Annotated in this window: 15 protein-coding genes, 3 pseudogenes and 1 riboswitch; of the genes and pseudogenes, 16 read left to right on the plus strand and 2 right to left on the minus strand. The window is 56.6% G+C overall.

Features of this window, described 5'->3' with window-relative positions:
• Window positions 1-151 precede the first annotated feature (151 nt).
• The 5 genes and pseudogenes from ACXAEW_RS01250 to ACXAEW_RS01270 all read left to right on the plus strand — a co-directional run.
• Window positions 152-1,915: a PQQ-dependent methanol/ethanol family dehydrogenase gene (locus ACXAEW_RS01250; RefSeq protein WP_474939581.1), complete on the plus strand. Its 1,764-nt coding sequence runs from the start codon at window positions 152-154 to the stop codon at window positions 1,913-1,915.
• A 139-nt stretch (window positions 1,916-2,054) separates the two neighbouring features.
• The gene (locus ACXAEW_RS01255) at window positions 2,055-2,741 is read left to right on the plus strand and encodes a LuxR C-terminal-related transcriptional regulator (protein WP_474939582.1); all 687 of its coding nucleotides are present in this window, start codon (window positions 2,055-2,057) and stop codon (window positions 2,739-2,741) included.
• 41 nt (window positions 2,742-2,782) lie between these two features.
• On the plus strand, window positions 2,783-3,952 hold the full coding sequence (locus tag ACXAEW_RS01260; protein WP_474939583.1) for an FIST N-terminal domain-containing protein: 1,170 nt from the start codon (window positions 2,783-2,785) through the stop codon (window positions 3,950-3,952).
• A 3-nt stretch (window positions 3,953-3,955) separates the two neighbouring features.
• Window positions 3,956-6,160 carry a hybrid sensor histidine kinase/response regulator gene (locus ACXAEW_RS01265; protein ID WP_474939584.1) on the plus strand — a complete coding sequence of 735 codons (2,205 nt, stop codon included), beginning with the start codon at window positions 3,956-3,958 and terminating at the stop codon, window positions 6,158-6,160.
• A gap of 105 nt (window positions 6,161-6,265) precedes the next feature.
• Window positions 6,266-6,400: pseudogene (locus ACXAEW_RS01270) on the plus strand (transposase); the annotation flags it as partial.
• A gap of 135 nt (window positions 6,401-6,535) precedes the next feature.
• Here the strand turns inward: ACXAEW_RS01270 and ACXAEW_RS01275 are convergent.
• The gene (locus tag ACXAEW_RS01275) at window positions 6,536-8,110 is read right to left on the minus strand and encodes a hypothetical protein (protein WP_474939585.1); all 1,575 of its coding nucleotides are present in this window, start codon (window positions 8,108-8,110) and stop codon (window positions 6,536-6,538) included.
• Between the two features lie 920 nt (window positions 8,111-9,030).
• On the opposite strand from ACXAEW_RS01275, the gene ACXAEW_RS01280 reads away from it, so the two are divergent.
• Together ACXAEW_RS01280 and ACXAEW_RS01285 are read left to right on the plus strand one after the other, a co-directional pair.
• Window positions 9,031-9,843: a hypothetical protein gene (locus ACXAEW_RS01280; RefSeq protein ID WP_474939586.1), complete on the plus strand. Its 813-nt coding sequence runs from the start codon at window positions 9,031-9,033 to the stop codon at window positions 9,841-9,843.
• A 28-nt stretch (window positions 9,844-9,871) separates the two neighbouring features.
• A protein-coding gene (locus tag ACXAEW_RS01285) for an IS5 family transposase (RefSeq protein WP_474939587.1) occupies window positions 9,872-10,629 on the plus strand; the annotation gives its coding sequence in 2 pieces (ribosomal slippage) (window positions 9,872-10,196 and window positions 10,196-10,629; 759 coding nt in all).
• A 731-nt stretch (window positions 10,630-11,360) separates the two neighbouring features.
• On the opposite strand, the pseudogene ACXAEW_RS01290 reads toward ACXAEW_RS01285, so the two are convergent.
• A pseudogene (locus ACXAEW_RS01290) lies at window positions 11,361-11,561 on the minus strand (IS5/IS1182 family transposase); the annotation flags it as partial.
• Window positions 11,562-11,779: 218 nt separating this feature from the next.
• Between ACXAEW_RS01290 and ACXAEW_RS01295 the strand changes: the two are divergent.
• The 9 genes and pseudogenes from ACXAEW_RS01295 (at window position 11,780) to ACXAEW_RS01335 (ending at window position 21,408) form a co-directional block, all read left to right on the plus strand.
• Window positions 11,780-12,490 (plus strand): hypothetical protein, encoded by a 711-nt coding sequence (locus ACXAEW_RS01295; RefSeq protein WP_474939588.1) that lies wholly within the window; start codon window positions 11,780-11,782, stop codon window positions 12,488-12,490.
• A 248-nt stretch (window positions 12,491-12,738) separates the two neighbouring features.
• Window positions 12,739-13,682, plus strand: a pseudogene (locus ACXAEW_RS01300) (IS3 family transposase); the annotation flags it as partial.
• Window positions 13,683-14,103: 421 nt separating this feature from the next.
• Entirely contained in the window at window positions 14,104-14,454 is a 351-nt protein-coding gene (gene tnpB / locus ACXAEW_RS01305; RefSeq protein WP_474939589.1) for an IS66 family insertion sequence element accessory protein TnpB, read from the plus strand.
• Window positions 14,455-14,933: 479 nt separating this feature from the next.
• Window positions 14,934-15,142, plus strand: a riboswitch (cobalamin riboswitch).
• Between the two features lie 91 nt (window positions 15,143-15,233).
• Complete coding sequence (locus tag ACXAEW_RS01310) at window positions 15,234-17,186, plus strand: TonB-dependent receptor plug domain-containing protein (protein ID WP_474939590.1); 1,953 nt, start codon at window positions 15,234-15,236, stop codon at window positions 17,184-17,186.
• Between the two features lie 3 nt (window positions 17,187-17,189).
• Window positions 17,190-18,026: an ABC transporter substrate-binding protein gene (locus tag ACXAEW_RS01315; RefSeq protein WP_474939591.1), complete on the plus strand. Its 837-nt coding sequence runs from the start codon at window positions 17,190-17,192 to the stop codon at window positions 18,024-18,026.
• Window positions 18,023-19,006 (plus strand): FecCD family ABC transporter permease, encoded by a 984-nt coding sequence (locus ACXAEW_RS01320; protein ID WP_474939592.1) that lies wholly within the window; start codon window positions 18,023-18,025, stop codon window positions 19,004-19,006. Before ACXAEW_RS01315 ends, ACXAEW_RS01320 begins: the two co-directional genes overlap by 4 nt.
• Window positions 19,003-19,758: an ABC transporter ATP-binding protein gene (locus tag ACXAEW_RS01325; RefSeq protein ID WP_474939593.1), complete on the plus strand. Its 756-nt coding sequence runs from the start codon at window positions 19,003-19,005 to the stop codon at window positions 19,756-19,758. The genes ACXAEW_RS01320 and ACXAEW_RS01325 overlap by 4 nt, the downstream gene beginning before the upstream one ends.
• A complete protein-coding gene (locus ACXAEW_RS01330) occupies window positions 19,758-20,414 on the plus strand; it encodes an adenosylcobinamide amidohydrolase (protein WP_474939594.1) in 657 nt (218 codons plus the stop codon). Before ACXAEW_RS01325 ends, ACXAEW_RS01330 begins: the two co-directional genes overlap by 1 nt.
• Window positions 20,407-21,408: a DUF6925 family protein gene (locus ACXAEW_RS01335; RefSeq protein WP_474939595.1), complete on the plus strand. Its 1,002-nt coding sequence runs from the start codon at window positions 20,407-20,409 to the stop codon at window positions 21,406-21,408. The genes ACXAEW_RS01330 and ACXAEW_RS01335 overlap by 8 nt, the downstream gene beginning before the upstream one ends.

Here is a 21,408-nt window from a genome sequence, read left to right on the forward strand (position 1 = left end):
TCATATTGTTGCAAAGCAAGGTCTTAAGATGGTCGTACGACCATTGGCCAATACCGCGAATGGACCGCTGATTTGATAATGTCTCATGCTTCCCCGTCCAGATTCGAATGGTCATGGAAGCTGCGGAGAGGACTAAAAACGGGAGGACCCCATGAACCGGTTCATTGCAACGGTTGTCGCGGGCGCATTGGCAGCGGGCATGTCTCACGCTGGCGTAACTGAAGACGATATCAAGAACGACCAAACCATCACGAACCAGATTGTGACCAACGGCATGGGGCGCCACTTGCAGCGCTACAGCCCGCTGGACACACTCAACAAGGACAACATTAAAAACCTGGTCCCCGCATGGGCGTTTTCGCTGGGCGGCGAAAAGCAGCGCGGACAGGAGACACAACCTCTGATTTATGACGGCATAATGTATATTACGGGCTCCTACAGCCGCGTGTATGCCATTGATGTCAAAACAGGCGAAGAGATCTGGCAGTATGACGCACGTCTTCCGGAAGGCATCCTACCTTGCTGTGACGTGATCAACCGCGGTGGTGCGATCTATGGTGACAAGTTCTATTTTGGTACCCTGGACGCACGCCTTGTTGCGCTGAACCTCAAGACCGGAAAGGTCGAATGGCGCAAAAAGATCGCGGACTACAAAGCGGGCTATTCCTATACGGCCGCACCGCTGATTGTTGACGGCAAAGTTGTTGTCGGTAACTCAGGTGGTGAATTTGGCATCGTAGGAATGGTCTATGCCTATGATGCGGAAAACGGTGACCTGGTCTGGACCCGCCCCATGATCGAAGGCCACATGGGCACGTTGAACGGTGAGCCGTCAACCATGACCGGTGAACTGAACGCAACCTGGCCTGGTGACATGTGGAAAACCGGTGGCGGAGCGACCTGGCTTGGTGGCTCATACGATGCTGAAACCGACACGCTGATTTTTGGCGCAGGCAACCCCGCACCCTGGAACAGCCACCTGCGCAATGCAGGCACCCCGGTGGAAGGCAACAAGGGCGACAACCTGTATGCCGCCAGCCGTGTTGGCATCGACCCAGCAACGGGTGAGATCAAGTGGCACTTCCAGACCACCCCGCGTGAGGGATGGGACTACGACGGTGTGAACGAAGTTGTTCCTTACACCGACGCTGAAGGAAACAAGCGTTATGCAACAGCAGACCGCAACGGCTTCTTCTATGTTCTGAACCGCGAAGATGGTGCCTTTGTTTCAGCCAGCCCGTTTGTCAAGGATATCACCTGGGCTGACGGCATCGACGAAACCGGTCGTCCGATCTTTAACGAAGCCAACCGCCCCGGCAATCCTGCCGCCGCAGCTGACGGTAAGAAGGGCGAAGTCATCTTTGCGTCTCCGTCCTTCCTGGGGGGTAAGAACTGGATGCCGATGGCCTACAGCCAGAACACCGGAAATTTCTATGTTCCGTCCAACGAATGGGGCATGGATATCTGGAACGAGCCGATCACCTACAAGAAGGGTGCCGCCTATCTGGGTGCGGGCTTCACCATCAAACCCAACTACGAAGACCATATCGGCAGCCTGAAGGCCATTGACCCGATGACCGGTGAGGTCAAGTGGGAGTTCAAGAACGATGCCCCGCTGTGGGGCGGTGTCATGACCACCGCTGGCGGCCTTGTTTTTACCGGCACGCCCGAAGGTAAATTCATCGCCTTTGACGATGAAACCGGCGAAGAACTCTGGTCCTTCCAGACCGGCTCCGGCATCGTTGGTCAGCCTGTCACTTGGGAACAGGATGGGGAACAATTTGTCTCTATCGTATCTGGCTGGGGTGGCGCTGTTCCGCTTTGGGGCGGCGAAGTCGCCAAGAAGGTGAACTACCTGAACCAAGGCGGCATGGTCTGGACGTTCAAGCTACCCAAGCAGCTTGCCTCCAACTAAACCATTATAAAAAATCAGTTTCTGCGCCCTCCTCACCGGGGGCGCAGTTTCGTTTGGCCTCTCTACTACCTTTCGCCTATTGGGCTTGCCAACATCGGTTTGGTACCATCAAATAGAGAAAAACAGTTTGAGAGATGGGATGCCCGAATTAGCTGAAAGACAGCCTCAAGTGTTCAAAACAGCGCTAATCGTGGATGATCACCCGCTGTTTTGCGACGCGTTGTCGATGACATTACAGGCCTCGATCGGCATAGCCGAGATTTCGACTGCGCCTGACCTGAATTCCGCAATGACCAGGATCAAGGCCGAAGGCGCGCCGGATGTTGTCGTTCTGGACCTCAACTTACCCGATGTAAATGGTCTCGAAGGGGTGATTTCCCTGCGCAACATGGTCAAGGTTCCGATCGTCGTCGTGTCCTCCATGGCAGATAATCGCGTGATCAGCTCGGTCATTCATGCAGGCGCTTCGGGGTTTGTGCCGAAACACAGCCAGCGCACGGTGTTTCAGGAAGCGTTCAAAACGCTCGAAGCAGGCCAGCGTTTTGTGCCCCCCGGTTATATGCTCCTCGACAAAGACAGCGAAGCCTCGACCAACGACGCAGTCTCCCGCCTCACATCGCTGACCAACCAACAGGCCCGTATCCTGCGCCTCATCTGCGAGGGCAAGCTGAACAAGCAAATCGCGTATGACCTGTCTATTGCAGAGACCACAGTAAAGGCCCATGTGACTGCGATCATGCGAAAATTGGGGGTTCAAAGCCGGACACAGGCCGTCCTGATTGCGAAAGAGGCTAGTTTCGACAGCGTCTTGCAAGAACGCTCCTGAACTGCGTAAGCTGTATTCGGAAAATTCGGGGAGGAGACCGAATGCAAAACCAGCTTGATGTTGGTCCGGTGCAGATGCGTGCCGGGCAAATCGTGCGTTCAGCCTTTGCAAATGCCAGCGACCCAAATGCAATAGAAGCGTTGGCCAATGAACTTGGACCAAGCGATCTGGAGCTTGTTATTTTGTTTGTGTCCCCCGAGGCCGATGTGGCGCGCATTACAGCACAGGCAGCCCGCTTCTTTCGCCCTGCCCCCTATGTCGGCTGCACCACGGCGGGAGAGCTGGCGGAAACAGGGTACACCGAAGGGCAAATCGTCGCCATTGGCCTGCCGCGAAAGCATTTCTGCTCCCGAATTCTGCCAATCGACGATCTAGACACCTATTGCAGCCAGTCCCTGATTGATCAGCTTGTCCGCAACCGGCACGAGATGGCTCAGGAAACGCCTAGTTGGGAGCATGAATTTAGTTTTCTTATGATCGACGGGCTGTCGACCAAAGAGGACAAGCTCACAAGCGACTTGGCTCCCGGGCTTGGCCCGGTTCCACTTTTTGGCGGGTCTTCCGGAGACGGCACTGAGTTCAAAAGCACGTTTGTTATCAACAATGGCATTGCCCGCTCCAATGCCGCAGTTCTGATACAAGTGCGCACTCTATGTCCCGTTCGTATCATCAACACCGATCACTTCGAACCCACCGAGGCTCGAATGGTCGTCACTGGCGCGGACCCAGACCGCCGCATTGTGACAGAGATCAACGCCGAACCCGCCGCGCGTGAATATGCACGCCTCCTGGGTAAGGATCCGGAGAACCTCACGACGTTCACCTTTGCGGCACACCCGGTGGTGGTTCGCGTCGGAGGAAAGCACCATGTCCGTTCGATTCAGAGAATGCTCAAGAACGGTGATCTGGTATTCTACTCGGCTATTGACGAAGGCGTCGTCCTGACACTGGCCAATCCGACCGATATGGTCGACCATCTTAACCGTGAAATGGAGAGCATTTCAAAGGACGGCACACCAGAGATCGTTCTGGCCTGCGACTGTGTCCTGCGCCGACAGGAAGCGATGCAAAAGCAGAAGACCCGCGACCTGTCACGCATTCTGTCAAAACACCGTGTCGTTGGTTTTTCGACCTATGGTGAACAGGTAAACTCAATGCACGTCAATCAAACCATGACCGGAGTTGCCATTTACCCGCCGCCCACGGAGTAACAGATGCTGACAACGCTGATTAACAAACAGGACTCGCTGGAACGTCAGAACGAGAAACTGCTGCGCATTGCCGAAACCCTGATGCGCAGAGTGGAGCAGGATACCGATGCATCCGGCATGGCCTATACGCAGTTTCAGCGTGCGGTCATGCTAGAGGATGAGGTCCGCAGTCGCACCCGAGACCTGGAGCGCGCGCTAGACCTCCTGAACCAGTCCAACGCCGCCCTGACCCAGGCTAATCGCGAAACGGAAGCAGCCAGGTCAAACCTGGCCAATGCGATTGAAACCGTTCAGGAAGGATTTGCGCTGTTTAATTCGCAGGACGAAATGGTCATGTGTAACAGCCGCTTTGGCATGTATATGCCGGACATACGCAAACACCTTAAAACCGGGCTGCGATTTGCCGACTATGTCGACTTTGTATCGCAAAGCCATTTCCTTGATCTGCAGCGCAAGGAAAAACCACAAGAATGGGCCGCAAAACGTCTGGAGCGTCACCGTGACAACAGTGTCATGTTCAACGTGCGCATGATGGGCAACCGATGGGTTCAGGTAAGCGAACACCGGACTTCTGACGGGGGCACCGTGATCCTGCAAACCGACGTCTCGGACATTATGCGGCTTGAACGACAGGAACGAGAGAAGCTGGTCGATGATCAGGCTCGGCTGATCCGGGCGACGCTGGAACATCTGAAACAGGGGGTTTGTATCTTTGACGCGCCGGGCCGCCTTGTCGGGTGGAACCGGCGCATCGGAGAGCTACTGTCGATCCCTGCCGGGCGGTTTCATATCGGCAGCCGATTTGAAACCATCTTTGACCAGTTGCGCAAAAGGTTTTCTTTTCTGGGTCAGATCTCGGAAACCGTTCTGGAGGGCTGGGTGGAAAACCGCGAGGGGCGCAGCCCTTTGACATTTGAAATCCAGGGCCCCGATGATCAGTTCCTGACGGCTTTCATGCAGGAAATGCCGGACGGTGGTTTTGTGATCAGCTTTACCGACGTATCCGCCGAACGTCAGGCCATCCGCACAATGACCGAGGCCAAAGAAACACTGGAACAACGGGTTCTTGAGCGCACGCTGGAACTGGAAGATGCGCTGAGTGATGCTGAACGGGCCAATGCCTCCAAATCCAGGTTTGTCGCCGCCGCCTCTCACGATCTGTTGCAGCCCCTTTCTGCGGCAAAGCTGTACCTGGCGACGGTTGAACAGGAAATCGCACAAGACCCCTGCAGCGTACTCCTGACCAAAGCCGGCAGCGCTCTGCAAAGCGTCGAAAACATCCTCGAAGCGTTGCTGGACATCTCAAAACTGGATTCCAAAAAGGCGGCCGTACATGTCTCAGCCGTGCCCCTTGATCAGGTTTTGCAACAACTCGGCGACGAGTTGAATCACCGCGCCGCAGAAAAGGGTCTGCAATTTCGTGTCCTGCCCACCTCAGCCGTTGTGATGAGCGACCCGACCTATCTGCGCCGGATCCTTCAGAACCTGATTTCCAATGCGCTCCGCTATACGGAAACAGGCAAAGTTCTTGTGGGCGTGCGAAACCGCGCAAATACCGTCCGGATTGAAGTCTGGGACACAGGGCCTGGCATAGACGAATCCGAGCAGGGCAAGATTTTTACAGAGTTCCACCGTGTCCAGGCCACGGCCAGCGCAGCCGAAGGGCTGGGGCTCGGCCTCGCCATTGTCGAACGTGCCTGTGGCCTGCTGCGTCACCCGATCAGACTGCGGTCGACTATGGGTAAAGGCACCGTCTTTGCAGTTGAGGTGCCCAGAGCCAAGGAATGGACCACGCAAGGCCCAGCACACTCCGTGCAGCAGGCATCCGCCGACGACGGTTTTCTAGATCTCATTGTTCTGCTGATCGAAAATGATCAGGACCTGCGCAATGCTTTGTCGATTACCATCGAAAGCTGGGGGGCAAGCGTTTTACCTTGCGCAGGTGAAGCAGAAGCCTTTGACCTGCTGGAGGAGATCGGCGTGGTCCCCGATTTCATCGTTGCCGATATGCAATTGGACGACAGCAAACTAGGAAGCGATGCAATTGCCAATCTGCGCAAACGCTATGGTTACACACCGGCCTGCCTGATCACCGCCAACCGCAGCATGGAGCTCGGTGATATTGCCCATAATCTAGAGGTGGAGCTCCTCTATAAACCCTTCGCTCCAGAAGAATTGAAAACTATCCTTGGCCCCTATTCTTTATGAAACGCCCCCTGCCTGACATCATTTTTTAACCACCAGTAGCTTAACTGGCCAGAGCCCCAAGTCTCATCCGTCTATTGGGAGAATCCGCGCGTTGTTTTCTGGCCGAAGGCGAAAGTCGCATTGGCAGCTTTGAAGGGCGACAAGACAATGAGCGAGCTGGCGACCCAGTTCGAGCTCCATCCCAATCAGATCAAGCAATGGAAAGATCAGCTTCTAGAAGGCGTGACGGACGTGTTTGAAGATAGGCGCTGACGTCAGACATTCTTATGTGCGCCGATGCCCACAGCCATGCCACCTTCGGTGTTACCGTCGTTAAACTTGCACCATCCTTCCAGATATTTGCGCAGCGGCGCAACGCCAAGAGTAACATTTCTGCTATTCAAACAGGCAGGCACTCGCTGTTTTTTCTGAGGGCTGGACATTCATATAGTTTAGAAAATTGGCCAGCGCCTGAGCGCGCTCTTTAGGGTACTCCACGTCCACAGCGCTGGAGAAAAGCCTCTCAACTGTCTTCTGTTGATGAATGCACCCTTTGCGGCGTTCGATCACGGCCAAGCTCAACTCTGCTTCGGCCCTTGTACTCAGAGGTTCGTCTCGGCGTTGTTCATACCGCTCCATCAGAGCAAGAAGTTTGGCAGACAGATCATGCACATCTCGATTTGGGGCGGCCTTCTCAACGAGTTCTAACATGTCCTCAAGGTGATCTTCTTCAATGCAACAAATCTCGAACTGTGGGTCGAACACCTCTTGAAAATACGCAAGGCGCTCTTCCGAGCTGCCGCCATATAGCACCTGTTCGTCTTCCATCTTTTTGAACGCGTCGAGCTGCTGCTTCATAAAGTCGATGGCATTTGGCCTGAGCTCCGGGAGCTTGTCCTGCACCAAAATGTCCCAAACAGTGAATTCGACCAGCTTGTCCCCATCGTATCCAGATGCCACGGTCCAACCGCGCGAGGCTCCACGCTTCAAAATGTCGAGGGCAGCCTCTTCCTCCCCTTCGCGACTGAGCTTCACTGCGTAGTAACGTGATACTTCCTCCAAACCGTCATATACCAAACCCGTTTCAAAAGACGGTTCTTGCGAGGCAAGCAAATCATTCACAACAGTCTCCAACGCTTCAAATGCAGCATCGGCTTCTGCTTGGCTGTCACAATAGATTGCCAGATAAGCATCGTCTACATATGGCAAAAACACACCATTTGCAGTGTATTTCTGAGTTGCTTTGAAGGCCTTGTGGCTTTCCCGCAGGGCCTGATGGTGCTCCCATTTACCTTCGGAACATCTCAACGTAATGGCATCCACGAAACCTCTCAATCCACGCTTTGCGACGTTATCGTTTGCATGGTCGGAGTTAAGGAAAGAGATCGTTTCTTCAGGATGGTGGGTCAACCCCCACACCATGATCTCGACGCTCGCGTTGCTGGCATATTCTTCAAAAAAAGCCTGATCTTGCATCCACAGACTGTGCAATTTTTTAGCATCTGGGGAGTCATTCAAAACCGAAAGCACCGCTTTGGTGATGAATGTCGACCACTCCATAGACTTCGGCCAAACCGCATCATAAACGGCGCGTTCAATACCCTCATAGGAGAGATGGCTCTCGGCCTCAATCAAGCGCACCTCTGCTTCATAGGCCTCCTGAAACGCATCCTTGCCTCCGGCGAGATTTACCTCCGAAAGGACGTTCTCCACTGTCGCTTCACGCCATTGCGCGGACTGACGGGCGAACGCGCGCGCCGCATATATGGCTTGATCATCGTCCTCTTGCGCGCGCTCGATGATCGCCTCAGAATACAAGTCGATCACGCAGGTCTCGTCAGTGATCTCACATGGCGCACTTCCACCAACAAGCTTATCCAATAATCCTGCGTTAGAGTGTACTGGGGAGAACGCTCCACAAACAAGCGCCCCTAAATAGATGGACGTGCGAGAAAAATAGCCAAATTTCATACCAATACCTGTTCAATTAATAAATTTAATAAAACTCGGGTAACTCGCCGCTTTGGTTTTGACAAGTGTTTTGAGGAAAACGATCAATGCGTTCACTCAGGGCAGCGTCACAGAGCACCCCAGCTCGGAGCAAGCGAAACATTTGTGAGAGAGATATTTGTAATGGGGTGTTGAAGCTAAGCAAAATGCGCTCCTTGAGAGCCATATGCAGGTCCAACACGCGTGACCTACAAAGTATATTGCTCTGCCAACAAGTTCTCCATCCAAGCGATGATCGCAAAGTAGTCTGCTCAAGACTATTCCATTCCCAAGTCGCTGAAACACCAAGGACGTTGCTGAATGATGGCGGCTTTTCTAATTGTGTGCGCAACAATCGTACGATGCCCATACAGAGGGCGCGCAACGACACGGGCGTATGAGGCATGATCACTTTCTGGGGAAAAACGCCTTCGCTGCATGAGCGCCGATGGCGGCCAAGGGAAATATAGCCGACCTAGTACATGTCGTACCTTAAAATTGAACGAGACGTATGAGGCGTCGACAATGACGGTCTCGGATCCAAGCGGGAATAGGCCGCGGGCGCCATCTCCAGTTGGTCTGCGACTATTCCAGAACACATCTTTAAGTCTGGGGACTTCTTTGAATACTTGATAGCAACCCGAGGCGGACAGCTATCAGACTTTTCCTACCCTCGAGGCATTATTGATGCGATCGATAATATATTCTTATTGCTTGACATTCTTTTTGACCACAACCCCGCCAGGAATTTTCCGGACCTAACTGTTGGGCAACTTGTCGGCCTTCTCAATGACGTATTCAATTGGTTGGCCGAAAGATGCGATATACCACGTTCCCGCCCTTGGGTCACATCGCTGCCGAAGTCTGAGAAGGTTTTCAAACCGGGCAGAGACTGGAACTGTATGGCACTAGCTGAAGTTCATGCCTTTGCAAAAGAACTAACACTACTTCGAGCGTTTGGCGACCTCCCTGGTTTCAGGAAACGCGTGGAAGAGTTTAGAGATGACATATTCGGTAGTTGCTTCGATACAGTTCGAGATTTCGTAAGCCTCGATAACGAGGTGGGCTTTTCCCCTCACGAAGTACAAATGTCGGCCTTGTACGCACTGTCTGGAAAGATCGATCCATCAATAACCGCGAGTCAAGACCTGGTTCTTGAGAAGGAGTTCCCAAACTTTCGCTTAGCAAGGAACGCTGAAACGCACCTCGATTTGGTTCGCTCCTCTACAGAAAACCTGTCAAGTTTGTCACAGACTCCGCTTATTGGTTTTGGTTCGCAATGGCTTTCGATGCATCCACTTGCGAATGCTACGAATCTACAAAGTGTCAGTGATTTTTTCACTACGATATTGAGTTTGGGTTTGGATCGTCAAATTTACTCAATGAAACATGGTTTGGCCACGAACGCTCAGTTTGTGGCATCCAAGATGTTGCATCAGTCAGGCCAGATAGGGGATGAAAGCTTCAATGAAGAATGGGAAAAATGGAACCGAGAACTCAAGCTGAGCCAAATTCTATGCGAATACTCGGACGACTTCCACTTTTCGTATGTTGACCCTAGGGAAATATACCCAGAGGATCACCCCATTTGGCATTTGGAAGGGATTGAATTGTTCTTCACCCCACCTCTTCAATTCATTTCTTCAGTCTTGGTAGGCTTTGTCCAGCAAATACACCTAGGGTCTGGACCCATTGATTTCCGCTTGGCTACGTGATTCACGGGTCGAAAATCGAGCGGTGAACATGTCTGATCTATTCTGGCTGACGGATGCGCAGATGGCGCGTCTTGAGCCCTTCTTTCCTAAGTCCCACGGCAAGCCACGTGTTGATGATAGGCGCGTGCTGAGCGGTATTATCTTTATTAATCGCAATGGCTTGCGTTGGCGCGACGCCCCCACTGTCTATGGGCCGCACAAGACGTTGTACAACCGCTGGAAGCGGTGGAGTGATAAGGGTGTTTTTGCCCGGATGATGGCGGGTCTGGCTGCCGAGCACGTCGAAGAAAAGACCGTCATGATCGACGCCACGTACTTGAAGGCCCACCGAACGGCGACCAGTATGGCCGCGAAAAAGGGGGGCGTGGACGCCTGATCGGCCGGACCAAGGGCGGCATGAATACCAAACTGCACGCCATCCGCGACAGTCAAGGACGCCCTCTCAATCTGTTCGTCACGGCAGGACAGGTCAGCGATTATATCGGCGCGCGGGCATTGCTCAGAAGCCTTCCGAAGGTTAATTGGCTGCTTGGGGATCGCGGTTATGACGCCGACTGGTTCCGAGAAGCGTTGCAAGACAAAGGGATACGAGCTTGCATCCCTGGCCGGAAGCAGCGGAAGAAACCGGTGAAATACGACAAGCGTCGCTACAAACGGCGCAACCGGATCGAGATCATGTTCGGAAGGTTGAAGGATTGGCGGCGTGTGGCAATCCGATACGACAGGTGCCCGAAGGTCTTCCTGTCCGCAATCGCCCTCGCAGCACTCGTTATCTATTGGCTATGAGTCCTGACCCTAGCTTCCTACCGCCATGATCAAGTATGTGAGGTTGACGCCATAGAGAAAAAAAATCTCTAATTTTTTGCATCGCGAGGTACCCAAGTTCTCCGACGCACTCGATCCAGCTGAACTTATTAAGTTGCTAACAGAAACTTTGCGTAGATACTACCAGACTGAGCAATCTCCTTTCGGGCCTACACATATTCGCGCAAATCCAACGCGATCACATTTAATTTAATCTTGCCCGCCTTAATCAGCCTTCGATTAACCTAACACTCAAAAAAACTGCAGTTGGTGCGGCAGCAGCGCCATATTCTGAAACACCATGCCGATCTTATCGGCCCGCAGCGCTTCCTACGCCACCTCGGCCTTAAACTGATCTGTAAACTTCTGGCGCTTCTCCATTTTCGTATCGCTTCAAAGGTTTAGGATGCACCTTAGCCAACTGTCCAGCTTTCTGAGCCACTTCAACGGATCACGAACACCTCCGTGTCCCGATTTCAGGGGACTGGGGCAACAGGTAACCGGACGTACTGGCTACTTGGCTTACTCTTCGTCAATCTCGAGAGCTTTCTTGCACTTTGGATTAAGGGCTGTGGTTCTTTCGTTTCGACTTCCCTGATCTCCTTCTCGTCAAGGATAAGCGGACAACAAATCTTAGCTTACGTCAGTGCCAGAATTTCGGGGGGGAAGGAGGATAGCTCAAAAATCATTTGCGAGAGCAGTCGGTACCTAAATCATTTTGACAAGTGACGCAGCCACAGGCGGGTTGATGTGATGTCGATGAAGCCGAGGTAGCTTGCAGCTGTCTTGTCATACCATTTTGCGACAAGGAGGGCATTCTTCAGCTTGTTGAAGCAACGTTCCACCAGGTCGCGAAGGCTATAGAGTAACCGGTCGACACCGACACGTTTATTGCGTGATTTCCGCATAGGTATCCGAGAAGAGGTCTTGACGTTTCCTCTCTTGATATGGGCGATAGCTCTTTATCTTTGATCGAAGAAAACTTTCGACATACTAAAGAGCAGTTAAATTCCGCCACCGACGGCATTTCTGGCCGAGGTCGCTGAGCCCGGCAACGACGGCAAGACCAAGGCTGCACAAAATGCGCTGGGATTTGTGGCAGAGCATCAAAATTTTCTAGAGGCAGAGTATCATGACAATCGACAACGCATCTGAAGACGACAAAACACCGCGTTTCGGGATGCCCAGCATTATTGACCGGGTTTGGGAAATCACTTGGGCCGGGCGTTTGCTGTGCTTGGTGTTATCGCTTGATCTTGCGCTCCTGACCTATCCCGGCGAGGGGCTTATCTCCATTGTTCGCGCGGACGTCATTCCGGTCAATTTTGCATGGGTCGCCACGTTCATTGCAGGCTACTGCTTTGTTGCTGCCTTCTTTTTACCGGCGCTGTTCCACTGTCTGGTAGCGGTCTTCAAAAGCTTTACTACCTTTGCAGATCAGCCATCGGATGAAGTGCAAGCAGGTGCCGTGCTGAAACGCGCTCTGAAGGATGAGAATGCCTTTTTGATGGATTACTATCGCACAGAGTGGGCAAAATATGAACGCCGAGAAGCGAATGCGAAGTCTCTAGCCAACATGTTGGCATCGCTTATGTTGATCGGTGGCACAAACCTCGCTTGGGGAAACGGTGATCTGACGGCTCCGTCAATCGTATCCGCATTCTTGGATTACACTGGGATGTGGGGAGAGGCTATTTTGTCCGTCGCAGTACTGACCGTTACCGCAGTAGTCGTGCAAACCTGGTTGCATGTTCGCGACCACTACATCTACCACCCCGAACTGGCGCGTGAGGAAGAAGAAGCCAGACGGAAACGACTGCGCTCTGAAAGATCGTTTCCATAGGCGGTGATCTGAGTTGAGAAAAGGCCAACGCGCTGGCCTCTCAGTCAGCAGCCTCATCCTTGCAGAAGATGGGGCTGAAGGAACAATGCAAGATATGTGCTTGGGTGACAAATAAGATCTTGGGCACTCACCTTCCGCGCGTTCGAAGGGGACGTGCCACCCCATCCCCCGTGCGAATTGATACTGACCCAGCCCCCTGAATTCCGGCCACTGAGGTGTTAGTAATCCGTCCAAGCAAAGGATGGACTATGAAACGCAGATTTTCAGACGAACAGATCATTGGGATGATCAAAGAATACGAAGCCGGTGTGAAAGCCCAAGAGCTGTGCCGGAAGTACGGCATCAGCGATGCAACGTTTTACAAATACAAAGCCAGATTTGGCGGCATGAACGTGTCCGATGCGAAGAAACTGAGAGCGCTGGAAGACGAGAACAATCGTCTGAAGCGGATGTTGGCAGATACGATGCTGGACAATGCGGCCTTGAAAGACCTCGCGACAAAAAACTACTGACGCCTGATGTGAAGCGCAGGGCCGTGTCGGACGTGATGGATCGGCACGGCCTGTCTGAGCGTCGGGCGTGCGAATTGGCGGGCCTGCATCGGTCTGTTTTTCAATATGAGAAGCAGGATCAGGGCGATGACGCCCTGCGCAAACGACTGCGTGAACTGGCGAACGAGCGCCGTCGGTTCGGATATCGCCGTTTGGGCATCCTGTTGGCCAGAGAGGGTTTTGAGGTGAACCACAAGAAACTGTTCCGGCTCTACCGCGAGGAAGGGCTGGCCGTGCGGCGCAGGCGTTCTCGTAAGCGGGCTCTGGGCACGCGCAGGCCGATCCTGGTGCCTGAACGGGCAAACCAGCGCTGGTCGTTGGACTTCGTGTCAGATGCCTTCGCAGACGGCCAACGGTTCCGCGTGCTGTGCATCGTGGATGACTGCACCCGAGAAGCACTGGCTACGGTCGTGGATCGCTCGCTGTCGGGTTCACGCATGACCCGAGAACTGGATGAACTGATCCGCCGACGCGGTCAGCCCGACATGATCGTCAGCGACAACGGAACGGAAATGACATCTCATGCTGTGCTGCGATGGTGCCAGGACACTGGCGTTGGTTGGCACTACATCGCGCCAGGAAAGCCCATGCAGAATGTAAGCGTTGTATCCAGGGCCCGAAACAGCTCCCACAACGCTACCAGTGTTATGCAATAATGCCTCAAAACAAATGAGGTCGCGGCATGGATCAGTCAGGACAGTCTTTCGAAGTCTACGGTTTCAAAATCGAGGTTCACGCCGGAGGGCGCCGCGTTTGGCCGCCAAGTTTCAAAAGGTTCGTAGACAGCGGGCTAAAGAACGGCGAGCTGTCAGTACGTGAAGTCATGAAGACTTGCAAAGTTTCGCAGTCACTCATCTACAAATGGCGTTCTGATGTCCGACGGTCCAAGGGCTGCAAAACTGAAGTACGCGAAGAAAAAACGTTCGCAGAAATTCTGATTCGAGAGGATTCAGAAGATTCAATAGACACATCTGAGATCATTTTGCGCAGCGACCAGCTAGAGATTTCGCTACCTGCCTCCTACCCGGTGTCCGACTTACTGCAAGTAATCCAAACGCTCTCATGATCTCGCCTTCCGGAAACTTCAAACTCTACCTCGCTTCCAAGCCCGTTGATTTTCGCAAAGGAATGGACGGGCTAGCGGCAATCGTTCTGAATGAATTTGAACTGGACCCATTCAGCGGCGCCATCTTCATATTTCGCGCGAAACGGTCCGATCGTATGAAAATTCTTGTTTGGGATGGGACAGGTCTCGTCATGACCTACAAACGAATTGAAGGCGCCGGTTTTGTTTGGCCGCGAATGTCAGATGGCGTTATCACTATCAACCGTTCCCAATTCGAGGCCCTGTTTGAAGGCTTGGATTGGCAGCGCGTCGTTCCTCGGCATGTTCGGAAGCCGGTGGCAATCTAAATTTACAATGCAGACCTTGGCGCAGATTGCGGCGAAGATCCGGTTTGAGCCCAATTCTACCGAATGCTGCGCCTGATCTCAGCGGCAGCTATGCGAGGAAAGTTGCGTTTCCAAGGTCGGCACTAGTCGACGCAATGGATCAGCCTGACCGAGCCATTTCAGACGTTCCTCAGCATCGAAGAAGCCACAGTGCCGCAGGACCAAAGCAGCTGTTCTGCGGTAGATGCACTGATTGAGGTTCACCGCCGGCAGTGAGTCTGGCATGCAGTTCATCTGCTTCAATCATATACTGCGAGATACGTATGCACCTTTGCTTCCGAGTAAGGACTTTGAGCCTAACCGCATCAGTCCTCCATTTCCCGAAGTAGTATTCAGTTTTAACAGTTTAACGAAATCAGTTTCTCGCGATGACGCCTTTTGGCGCCCTCTCTAAGCCGTCTCACTAGACTTTGGCGCTTGACAGATTAAGTTCAGTTTGCCTAAGTCCTGGCCATTCTGGTCCGGCTGGGAGACCATCCGGTTAAAAGGGAACACGGTGAGGTGTAGCCAACAGGCGCCGAATCCGTGACTGCCCCCGCAACTGTGAGCGGAGAGCAATGCTGCGGTATGCCACTGCCCCAAGGGGCGGGAAGGCGCAGCAAAGCCTCGACCCGCAAGTCAGGAGACCTGCCAGGATGATCACCCTATCGCGGTGCGGGGCGCGCCGAAGATAACGGACCTTCCGTAGTGGTGGCAGTTTTCACCGTCTGCGGGGGCATTGCCTTCCAAAGACCAGAATTATGAACATGCTGCCCGGCATGGGCAGCCGCTTGGCCTGTGCTTGCTGCGCGGGCCGGGAGGAATGGAATATGCGCAAGGCAAGCCTGTCCCTAGCCGCGGCCCTGGCCGCCGCCCCTGTAATCGCGACCGCCCAGGATGACGAGGTCACCGATCTGGGAGAGATCATCGTCTCCGGCGGCTTTACGCCGGTCGAGGCCCAAAAATACGGCCGCTCAGTCTCAGTCCTGACCAGCGAAGAAATCGAAGATCGCGGGACCACCACCGTCCAGGACGCGCTGCGTTCGGTCCCCGGCCTGATGGTGAACGGCTCCGGCGACAGTTTTACCCAGGTCCGCATCCGCGGTGCCGAAGCCAATCACACTCTGATCCTGATCGACGGCGTCGAAGCCTCGGGCGGTGACAGCGAGTACATTCTTTCCGGCCTGGACACTGCCAATATCGAGCGGATCGAGGTTCTGCGCGGCCCGCAGTCGGTGTTCTACGGCTCCAACGCCTCGGCCGGTGTGATCAACATCATCACCAAGTCCGGCGGCATCGGCACGGAATACGGCGGCAGCGCGGAAGCAGGCTCTGACGGCTACCGGGCCTCGGCCCGGGTTTCGTCGCGGACCGAGCGCGGCGGTATCGCCTTCAGCTTCGCCCATGACAATGACGACGGCTATGACACCTCGGGCGATGGCGGTGAAGAAGACGGCATCCGCCGCAATACACTGCAATTGAAAGGTGACTACCTGGTCACCGACCGGCTGAAGATTGGCTTCAACTTCCGCACTTCGGATGAACGCTATGACAGCGACAGCACCTCATTCACCGCAACGGACGCGGCCAGCTATGTCGTGGATGATCCGACGCAATTCAGTGACCGGGATGAGCAGCTGGCTCAGGTCTATGCTGAACTGGACACATTAGGCGGCCGCCTAAAACACCGCCTGTCAATCGAACGCACTGACTTTGACCGGTCCTTCAATGGCGGTACCCCGACCGAGACCAAGACTGAAGCAGCAAAGTACCTGCTGAGCTTCGGCCTGGACGGGCAGCAGGCTGATCAAGCAGACCATCTTCTGAACGCAATGCTGGAATGGGAAGAGGACTCCAGCAGTTCCAACCCGGCCTTTGCGCGCGAAACCAATTCGATTGCCCTGGAATACCGCGGCAGCTTTGCCAACGGCCTGGACCTGCAGCTCGGGGTGCGCCACGACAGCAACAGCGTATTCGAAGACGCCACCAGCTGGACCGCCAGTGCTTCCTACACGTTTGCTGGCAGCGGCGTGCGCCTGCACAGCTCGGCTGGCACCGGTGTTGTGAACCCCTCTTACTTTGAGCTGTTTGCCAACAGCACCTTCGGCTCCACCACCTACCTCGGCAATCCGAACTTGCAGCCGGAGGAAAACCGCAGCTTCGATTTCGGGATTGAGGTGCCGTTCCTTCAAGGGCGCGGCCTGGTTGATGTGACCTATTTCGACGAGACGCTGACAGGCGAGATCGAGAGCTACATGGTGAACGCAACCACGTTCTCCTACCGCAACCAAGCCGGTGACAGTGATCGCAAGGGGGTTGAGCTGGCTGCAAGCCTGGAAGCCAGCGAATACCTCGATCTGCGCCTGTCCTACACTTATCTGGACGCCACCAACCCCAATGGCTCGGTTGAGATCCGCCGCCCGGAGCACGAGCTTCTACTGAGTGCCACACTGGATACTTTCAACGGCCGCGGCTCTGTCACCACGGACATCCGGCATGTGGCAGGCAATTGGGACAGTCAGTTCTTTGGCTCCTTTGCCACCGCTGAGCTGCCGGATTACACCACCGTTGATGTGGCTGCTCAGTATGAGCTGACGGATAACGTGGTGCTGACCGGGCGTGTCACCAACCTGTTCGACGAGGACTACGCGGACGTCTGGGGCTACGCCAAACGCGGCCGCGCCGCCTATATCGGCGTACGGGCCTCGTTCTGATCCATGCGCAAACTGCCCGGCATAATCCTTGCTCTTCTATGGGCCGCCACCGGTACTTTTGCCGGGCCATCGCGCGTGGTGTCGATGAACCTCTGCACTGACCAGCTGGCGATGCTGCTTGCGGCGCCCGGCCAGCTTGCCTCGGTCTCCTACATCGCGCAGGACACACGCGCCTCGGCCATGGCGGACGCGGCCATGGCCTATCCCGCCAACCACGGTCTGGCCGAGGAGATCTATCTGTTGAAGCCTGACCTGGTGCTGGCGGGTGCGTTTTCGACCCGGGCGACCACGGATATGCTGCAACGCCTTGGCGTGCCGGTGGTGGTGTTCCAGCCTGCGGATTCGCTACAGGATGTGCGGGAGCGGATCCTGAAAATGGGCAAAGTCCTGGACCGCGAGGAAGCTGCCCGCGATCTGCTGGCCGACTATGACAAGCGGCTTGCCTTGTTGCAGGGGGCCGAAGGCGAACGCCCGCGCGCCGCGCTTTATGCCGCCAATGGGTTCACCTCCGGCAGCCGCACCCTGGCAGGCCAGATTCTGCGGGCGGCGGGGCTGCGCAATATCGCGGATGAGCTGGGCTTTGGTGGCTCCGGCCACATGCCGCTGGAAGTGCTGGCGATGTCGGCGCCGGATCTCCTGGTCGCAACATCCCCCTATCCGCGCGCCTCGCGCAGCGAGGAAAATCTCGCGCATCCGGTGGTGCGCCATCTGGCCGCCCGCAGCGGTGCCGGACAGATCCGCGACGCGGATTGGGTCTGCGGCACCCCGCATGTCTTGCGCGCGGTCGAGGCCCTCGCTGCAGAGCGCCGCCTGTTTGTGGCGCAGGAGGACCGCAAATGACCCGTCTGATGATCGCCCTCAGCGTCACGATGCTGGTGCTGTTCCTGCTGTCGCTCACGGTGGGACCGGCGGATGTGCGCGCGACCGAGAGCCTGGCAGCGCTGTTTGATGACGGCTACGGACCGCTGACCCTTGTGATGCGGGAAATCCGGCTACCGCGCGCCTTGCTGGCAGTGATCATCGGCGGCGGGCTTGGGCTGGCGGGGGCGGCCATGCAGGGCTATCTGCGCAACCCGCTGGCAGAGCCGGGATTGATCGGCGTGTCCTCCTCGGCGGCGCTGGGGGCGGTGCTGGCGATCAATGCCGGGCTGGCGGCGAGCCTGACCCTGGGCCTGCCACTGGCGGCGCTTGCCGGAGCTTTGGCGGGGGTGTTTCTGGTGATGGCGCTGGCCGGACCGCAGGGAGACTCGCTGACGCTGATCCTGGCGGGGATCGCGATCTCGGCGATCGCGGCGGCGCTCACGTCGCTGGTGCTGAACCTGTCGCCCAATCCCTTTGCCGCCAATGAGATCGTGTTCTGGATGATGGGCTCGCTGGCGGATCGTTCGATGCTGCATGTCTGGCTGGTGCTGCCCTTTGCGTTGACGGGGGCGGCAATCCTGCTGGCGCTTGCGCGGGGCCTTGATGCGCTGACCCTGGGCGAGGACGCGGCGCAGACCATGGGGATGAACCTGAACCGGATGCGGTTGCTGCTGGTGATCGGAACCGCCGGTATCGTCGGCGGTGCGACCGCTGTGGCCGGAGCGATCGGCTTCATCGGTCTGGTGGTGCCGCATATTCTGCGCCCGCTGGTGGGCGGCCAACCCTCGCGGCTGTTGTGGGCCTCGGCGCTTGGCGGTGCCATCATGTTGCAACTGGCGGATATTGCCGTGCGGATCATCCTGCCGTCGCGCGACCTGAAACTGGGCGTGGTCACCGCCCTGGTTGGCGCGCCGCTGTTCCTGCATCTGATCTACAAGACCCGAAAGGGGCTGGCATGAGCGTGCTTTCGGTCCGGAACCTCTCCGTCACCTTGCGTAACCGCCCGGTGCTGCGCGATGTGTCCTTCACCATCCGGGAGGGGGAGTTTGTCGGCCTGCTGGGGCCAAACGGCGCGGGCAAAAGTAGCCTGATGCGCGCGGCGCTGGGGCTGATCCCGGCGCAGGGGCACAGCTCGCTAGCAGAGATGAGCGCGGCAGAGCGCGCCCGCACGGTCGCCTGGATGCCGCAATCGCGCGAAATCGCCTGGCCGATCCCGGTGGAGCGGCTGGTGGCCCTTGGCCGCCTGCCGCATCTGCCGCAGGGGCTGCGGCTGCCGCCCCGCGATCAAGCGCTGGTGGAACAGGCCATCGCCCGCATGGGACTGGAGCTGTTTCGCGAGCGGGCGGCGTCGCGCCTGTCGGGCGGCGAGCAGGCCCGCGCTCTGATTGCCCGTGCCCTGGCGCAGGACACGCCGCTGTTGATGGCCGATGAACCCGCCGCCGGGCTTGATCCGGCGCATCAGATTTCTACCATGGAGGTCTTTGCCGCCCTCGTAGCCGAGGGGCGTACGGCGCTGGTCTCGCTGCATGACCTGGGGCTGGCGGCGCGCCACTGTACCCGGCTGATCCTGCTGGCCGACGGCAGCATCCTCGCCGACGGGCCGCCCGCCGAAGTGCTGACGCCCGACCTCATGGCCCGCGCCTTTGGCATCTCGGTCTGGCATGAGCAGACGGCGCAAGGGCCGGTGTTCCAGCCGCTGCAGGTGCTGTGATGGGATCTGTCACCCTGGATCGCCCCTGGATCGTGTTTGACCTTGGCGCCGAAATGCAGGTGCTGAGCTGGGCTGTGAACCGTCCCGGTCTTGTCACCGCCCGCCGCATCCTGTGGCGCGAAGTCCGCAACAGCGACCTGCCGCGTGATCTGGATGTCACCGAGTGGTTCGCAGGTGAACTGGCGCATAGGGGCAGCGAGGATGCCGTGGCCTTCCTTACCTCGCGGGATGTGCGCCGCTATTGCGAGGCCTCAGCCACTGTAGAAGGCATCAGCGCTTATGCGGTGGCCACTGTCGGCTTGTCCAATGCTGAACGGGTCGGCAGCCGGATGGACTACGCCAGCCGCAACTGGGGCACCATCAATGTCGCCCTGCGCCTCTCCGAAGGACTGACCCAGGCCGCGCTGATCGAGGCAATGGGAATAGCGGTTCAGGCCCGCACCGCCGCAGTGATGGAGGCGGGCATCGCCCTGCATGGCGGCATCGCGACCGGTACCGGAACTGACTGTGTCGCGGTGGCGGCACCGGCTGGTGCAACTCCCTATGCCGGGCTGCATACCGCTACCGGCGAAGCCATAGGCAAAGCCGTTTACCAGGCTGTCCATTTGGGCGCCTTGGAATGGAAATCAACCAACAGGAAGGCAGCACATGCCTGAGCTTCAACAGGTGCTGAAAGATGCGCTGATGCAAGAAGATTGCGGCTGGAACATGGGGTCTTTTGGCGCCATTGCCGAATTCCACCATGTCTATGGTGATCCGGCGCCGCAGGAACATGCCGGGCTTATGCAGGTAACCTCCCGCGGCGGCGTGCGCATCGACACCCTAGAAGGCGTGCGCCCGGTCGCCTATGAGACACTCAGTCCAAGGCCGCACCGTTGGACGCAAGCCGTGTCGCTGTGCTTGCCGCATGACGACGCCGCGATGAACCAGCGCGGTGCGCTGACCGCGCTTGGCTCCGACGAAGATGCGCTGCGCGACGAAGACCGCGGCGCCCAGTTGTTCGACATGGGGCTGGGACAGTACCAGGCGGATTTCTGCATCCGCACCGCCGCCCCGGAACTGCTGGAAGTTCTGAACGAAAACGCCGGCCGCTCGCTGTTTGAGCACGGCAACCCGGCAATGGGTGCGATCCTAAAGCACCATCCGCATCGGGTGCTGCTAACCCGTCTCGGACGAGTTGAGGTTTATCAGAAGATCGGTGGCCCCGACACCGGCGGCAAATCCCCTGAGGGTCCGCATACCCATGTGCTGCCCAAACTGCTGCGTGCCGAGCGCACCCATTCCGCCAACACGCCCATCCCCGAAGGCTGGGTGCCCTGCTGCGGCGTCCATCCTGAGAACCCGGTGATAGGCCGCCTGGGCGAGGACAAGGTCTTCAACTGCGCCGCCTTTGACGCGTTCCAGGAAATGCTGAGCACTTGGGGCGCCGAAGCATACTGCCAGGGCAAGCAGGCGGTCTGGGAGCTACTGAAGACGGAAACCCCTGCTGAAGATGCCGAAGAGCCCGGCACCCGCGAGGGCCGGGCCGGCTGGCGCAACGGCATCCGGCAATGGCGGGTGCTGCATGGTCCGAACCCGCTGACCGAGGCTTACGCCGAGCGCTTCGACCGCGGAACTGAGCAAACCGACCCGGAAAACCCGGGCCACTGA

It is taken from the genome of Epibacterium sp. ABZ3_068, from assembly GCF_056159265.1.

Coding starts and splice junctions, on each gene's coding strand:
- ACXAEW_RS01250 (WP_474939581.1), top strand. CDS start 152: ATGAACCGGTTCATTGCAACGGTTGTCGCGGGCGCATTGGCAGCGGGC.
- ACXAEW_RS01255 (WP_474939582.1), top strand. CDS start 2,055: ATGCCCGAATTAGCTGAAAGACAGCCTCAAGTGTTCAAAACAGCGCTA.
- ACXAEW_RS01260 (WP_474939583.1), top strand. CDS start 2,783: ATGCAAAACCAGCTTGATGTTGGTCCGGTGCAGATGCGTGCCGGGCAA.
- ACXAEW_RS01265 (WP_474939584.1), top strand. CDS start 3,956: ATGCTGACAACGCTGATTAACAAACAGGACTCGCTGGAACGTCAGAAC.
- ACXAEW_RS01275 (WP_474939585.1), bottom strand. CDS start 8,110: ATGAAATTTGGCTATTTTTCTCGCACGTCCATCTATTTAGGGGCGCTT.
- ACXAEW_RS01280 (WP_474939586.1), top strand. CDS start 9,031: ATGGCACTAGCTGAAGTTCATGCCTTTGCAAAAGAACTAACACTACTT.
- ACXAEW_RS01295 (WP_474939588.1), top strand. CDS start 11,780: ATGACAATCGACAACGCATCTGAAGACGACAAAACACCGCGTTTCGGG.
- tnpB (WP_474939589.1), top strand. CDS start 14,104: ATGATCTCGCCTTCCGGAAACTTCAAACTCTACCTCGCTTCCAAGCCC.
- ACXAEW_RS01310 (WP_474939590.1), top strand. CDS start 15,234: ATGAACATGCTGCCCGGCATGGGCAGCCGCTTGGCCTGTGCTTGCTGC.
- ACXAEW_RS01315 (WP_474939591.1), top strand. CDS start 17,190: ATGCGCAAACTGCCCGGCATAATCCTTGCTCTTCTATGGGCCGCCACC.
- ACXAEW_RS01320 (WP_474939592.1), top strand. CDS start 18,023: ATGACCCGTCTGATGATCGCCCTCAGCGTCACGATGCTGGTGCTGTTC.
- ACXAEW_RS01325 (WP_474939593.1), top strand. CDS start 19,003: ATGAGCGTGCTTTCGGTCCGGAACCTCTCCGTCACCTTGCGTAACCGC.
- ACXAEW_RS01330 (WP_474939594.1), top strand. CDS start 19,758: ATGGGATCTGTCACCCTGGATCGCCCCTGGATCGTGTTTGACCTTGGC.
- ACXAEW_RS01335 (WP_474939595.1), top strand. CDS start 20,407: ATGCCTGAGCTTCAACAGGTGCTGAAAGATGCGCTGATGCAAGAAGAT.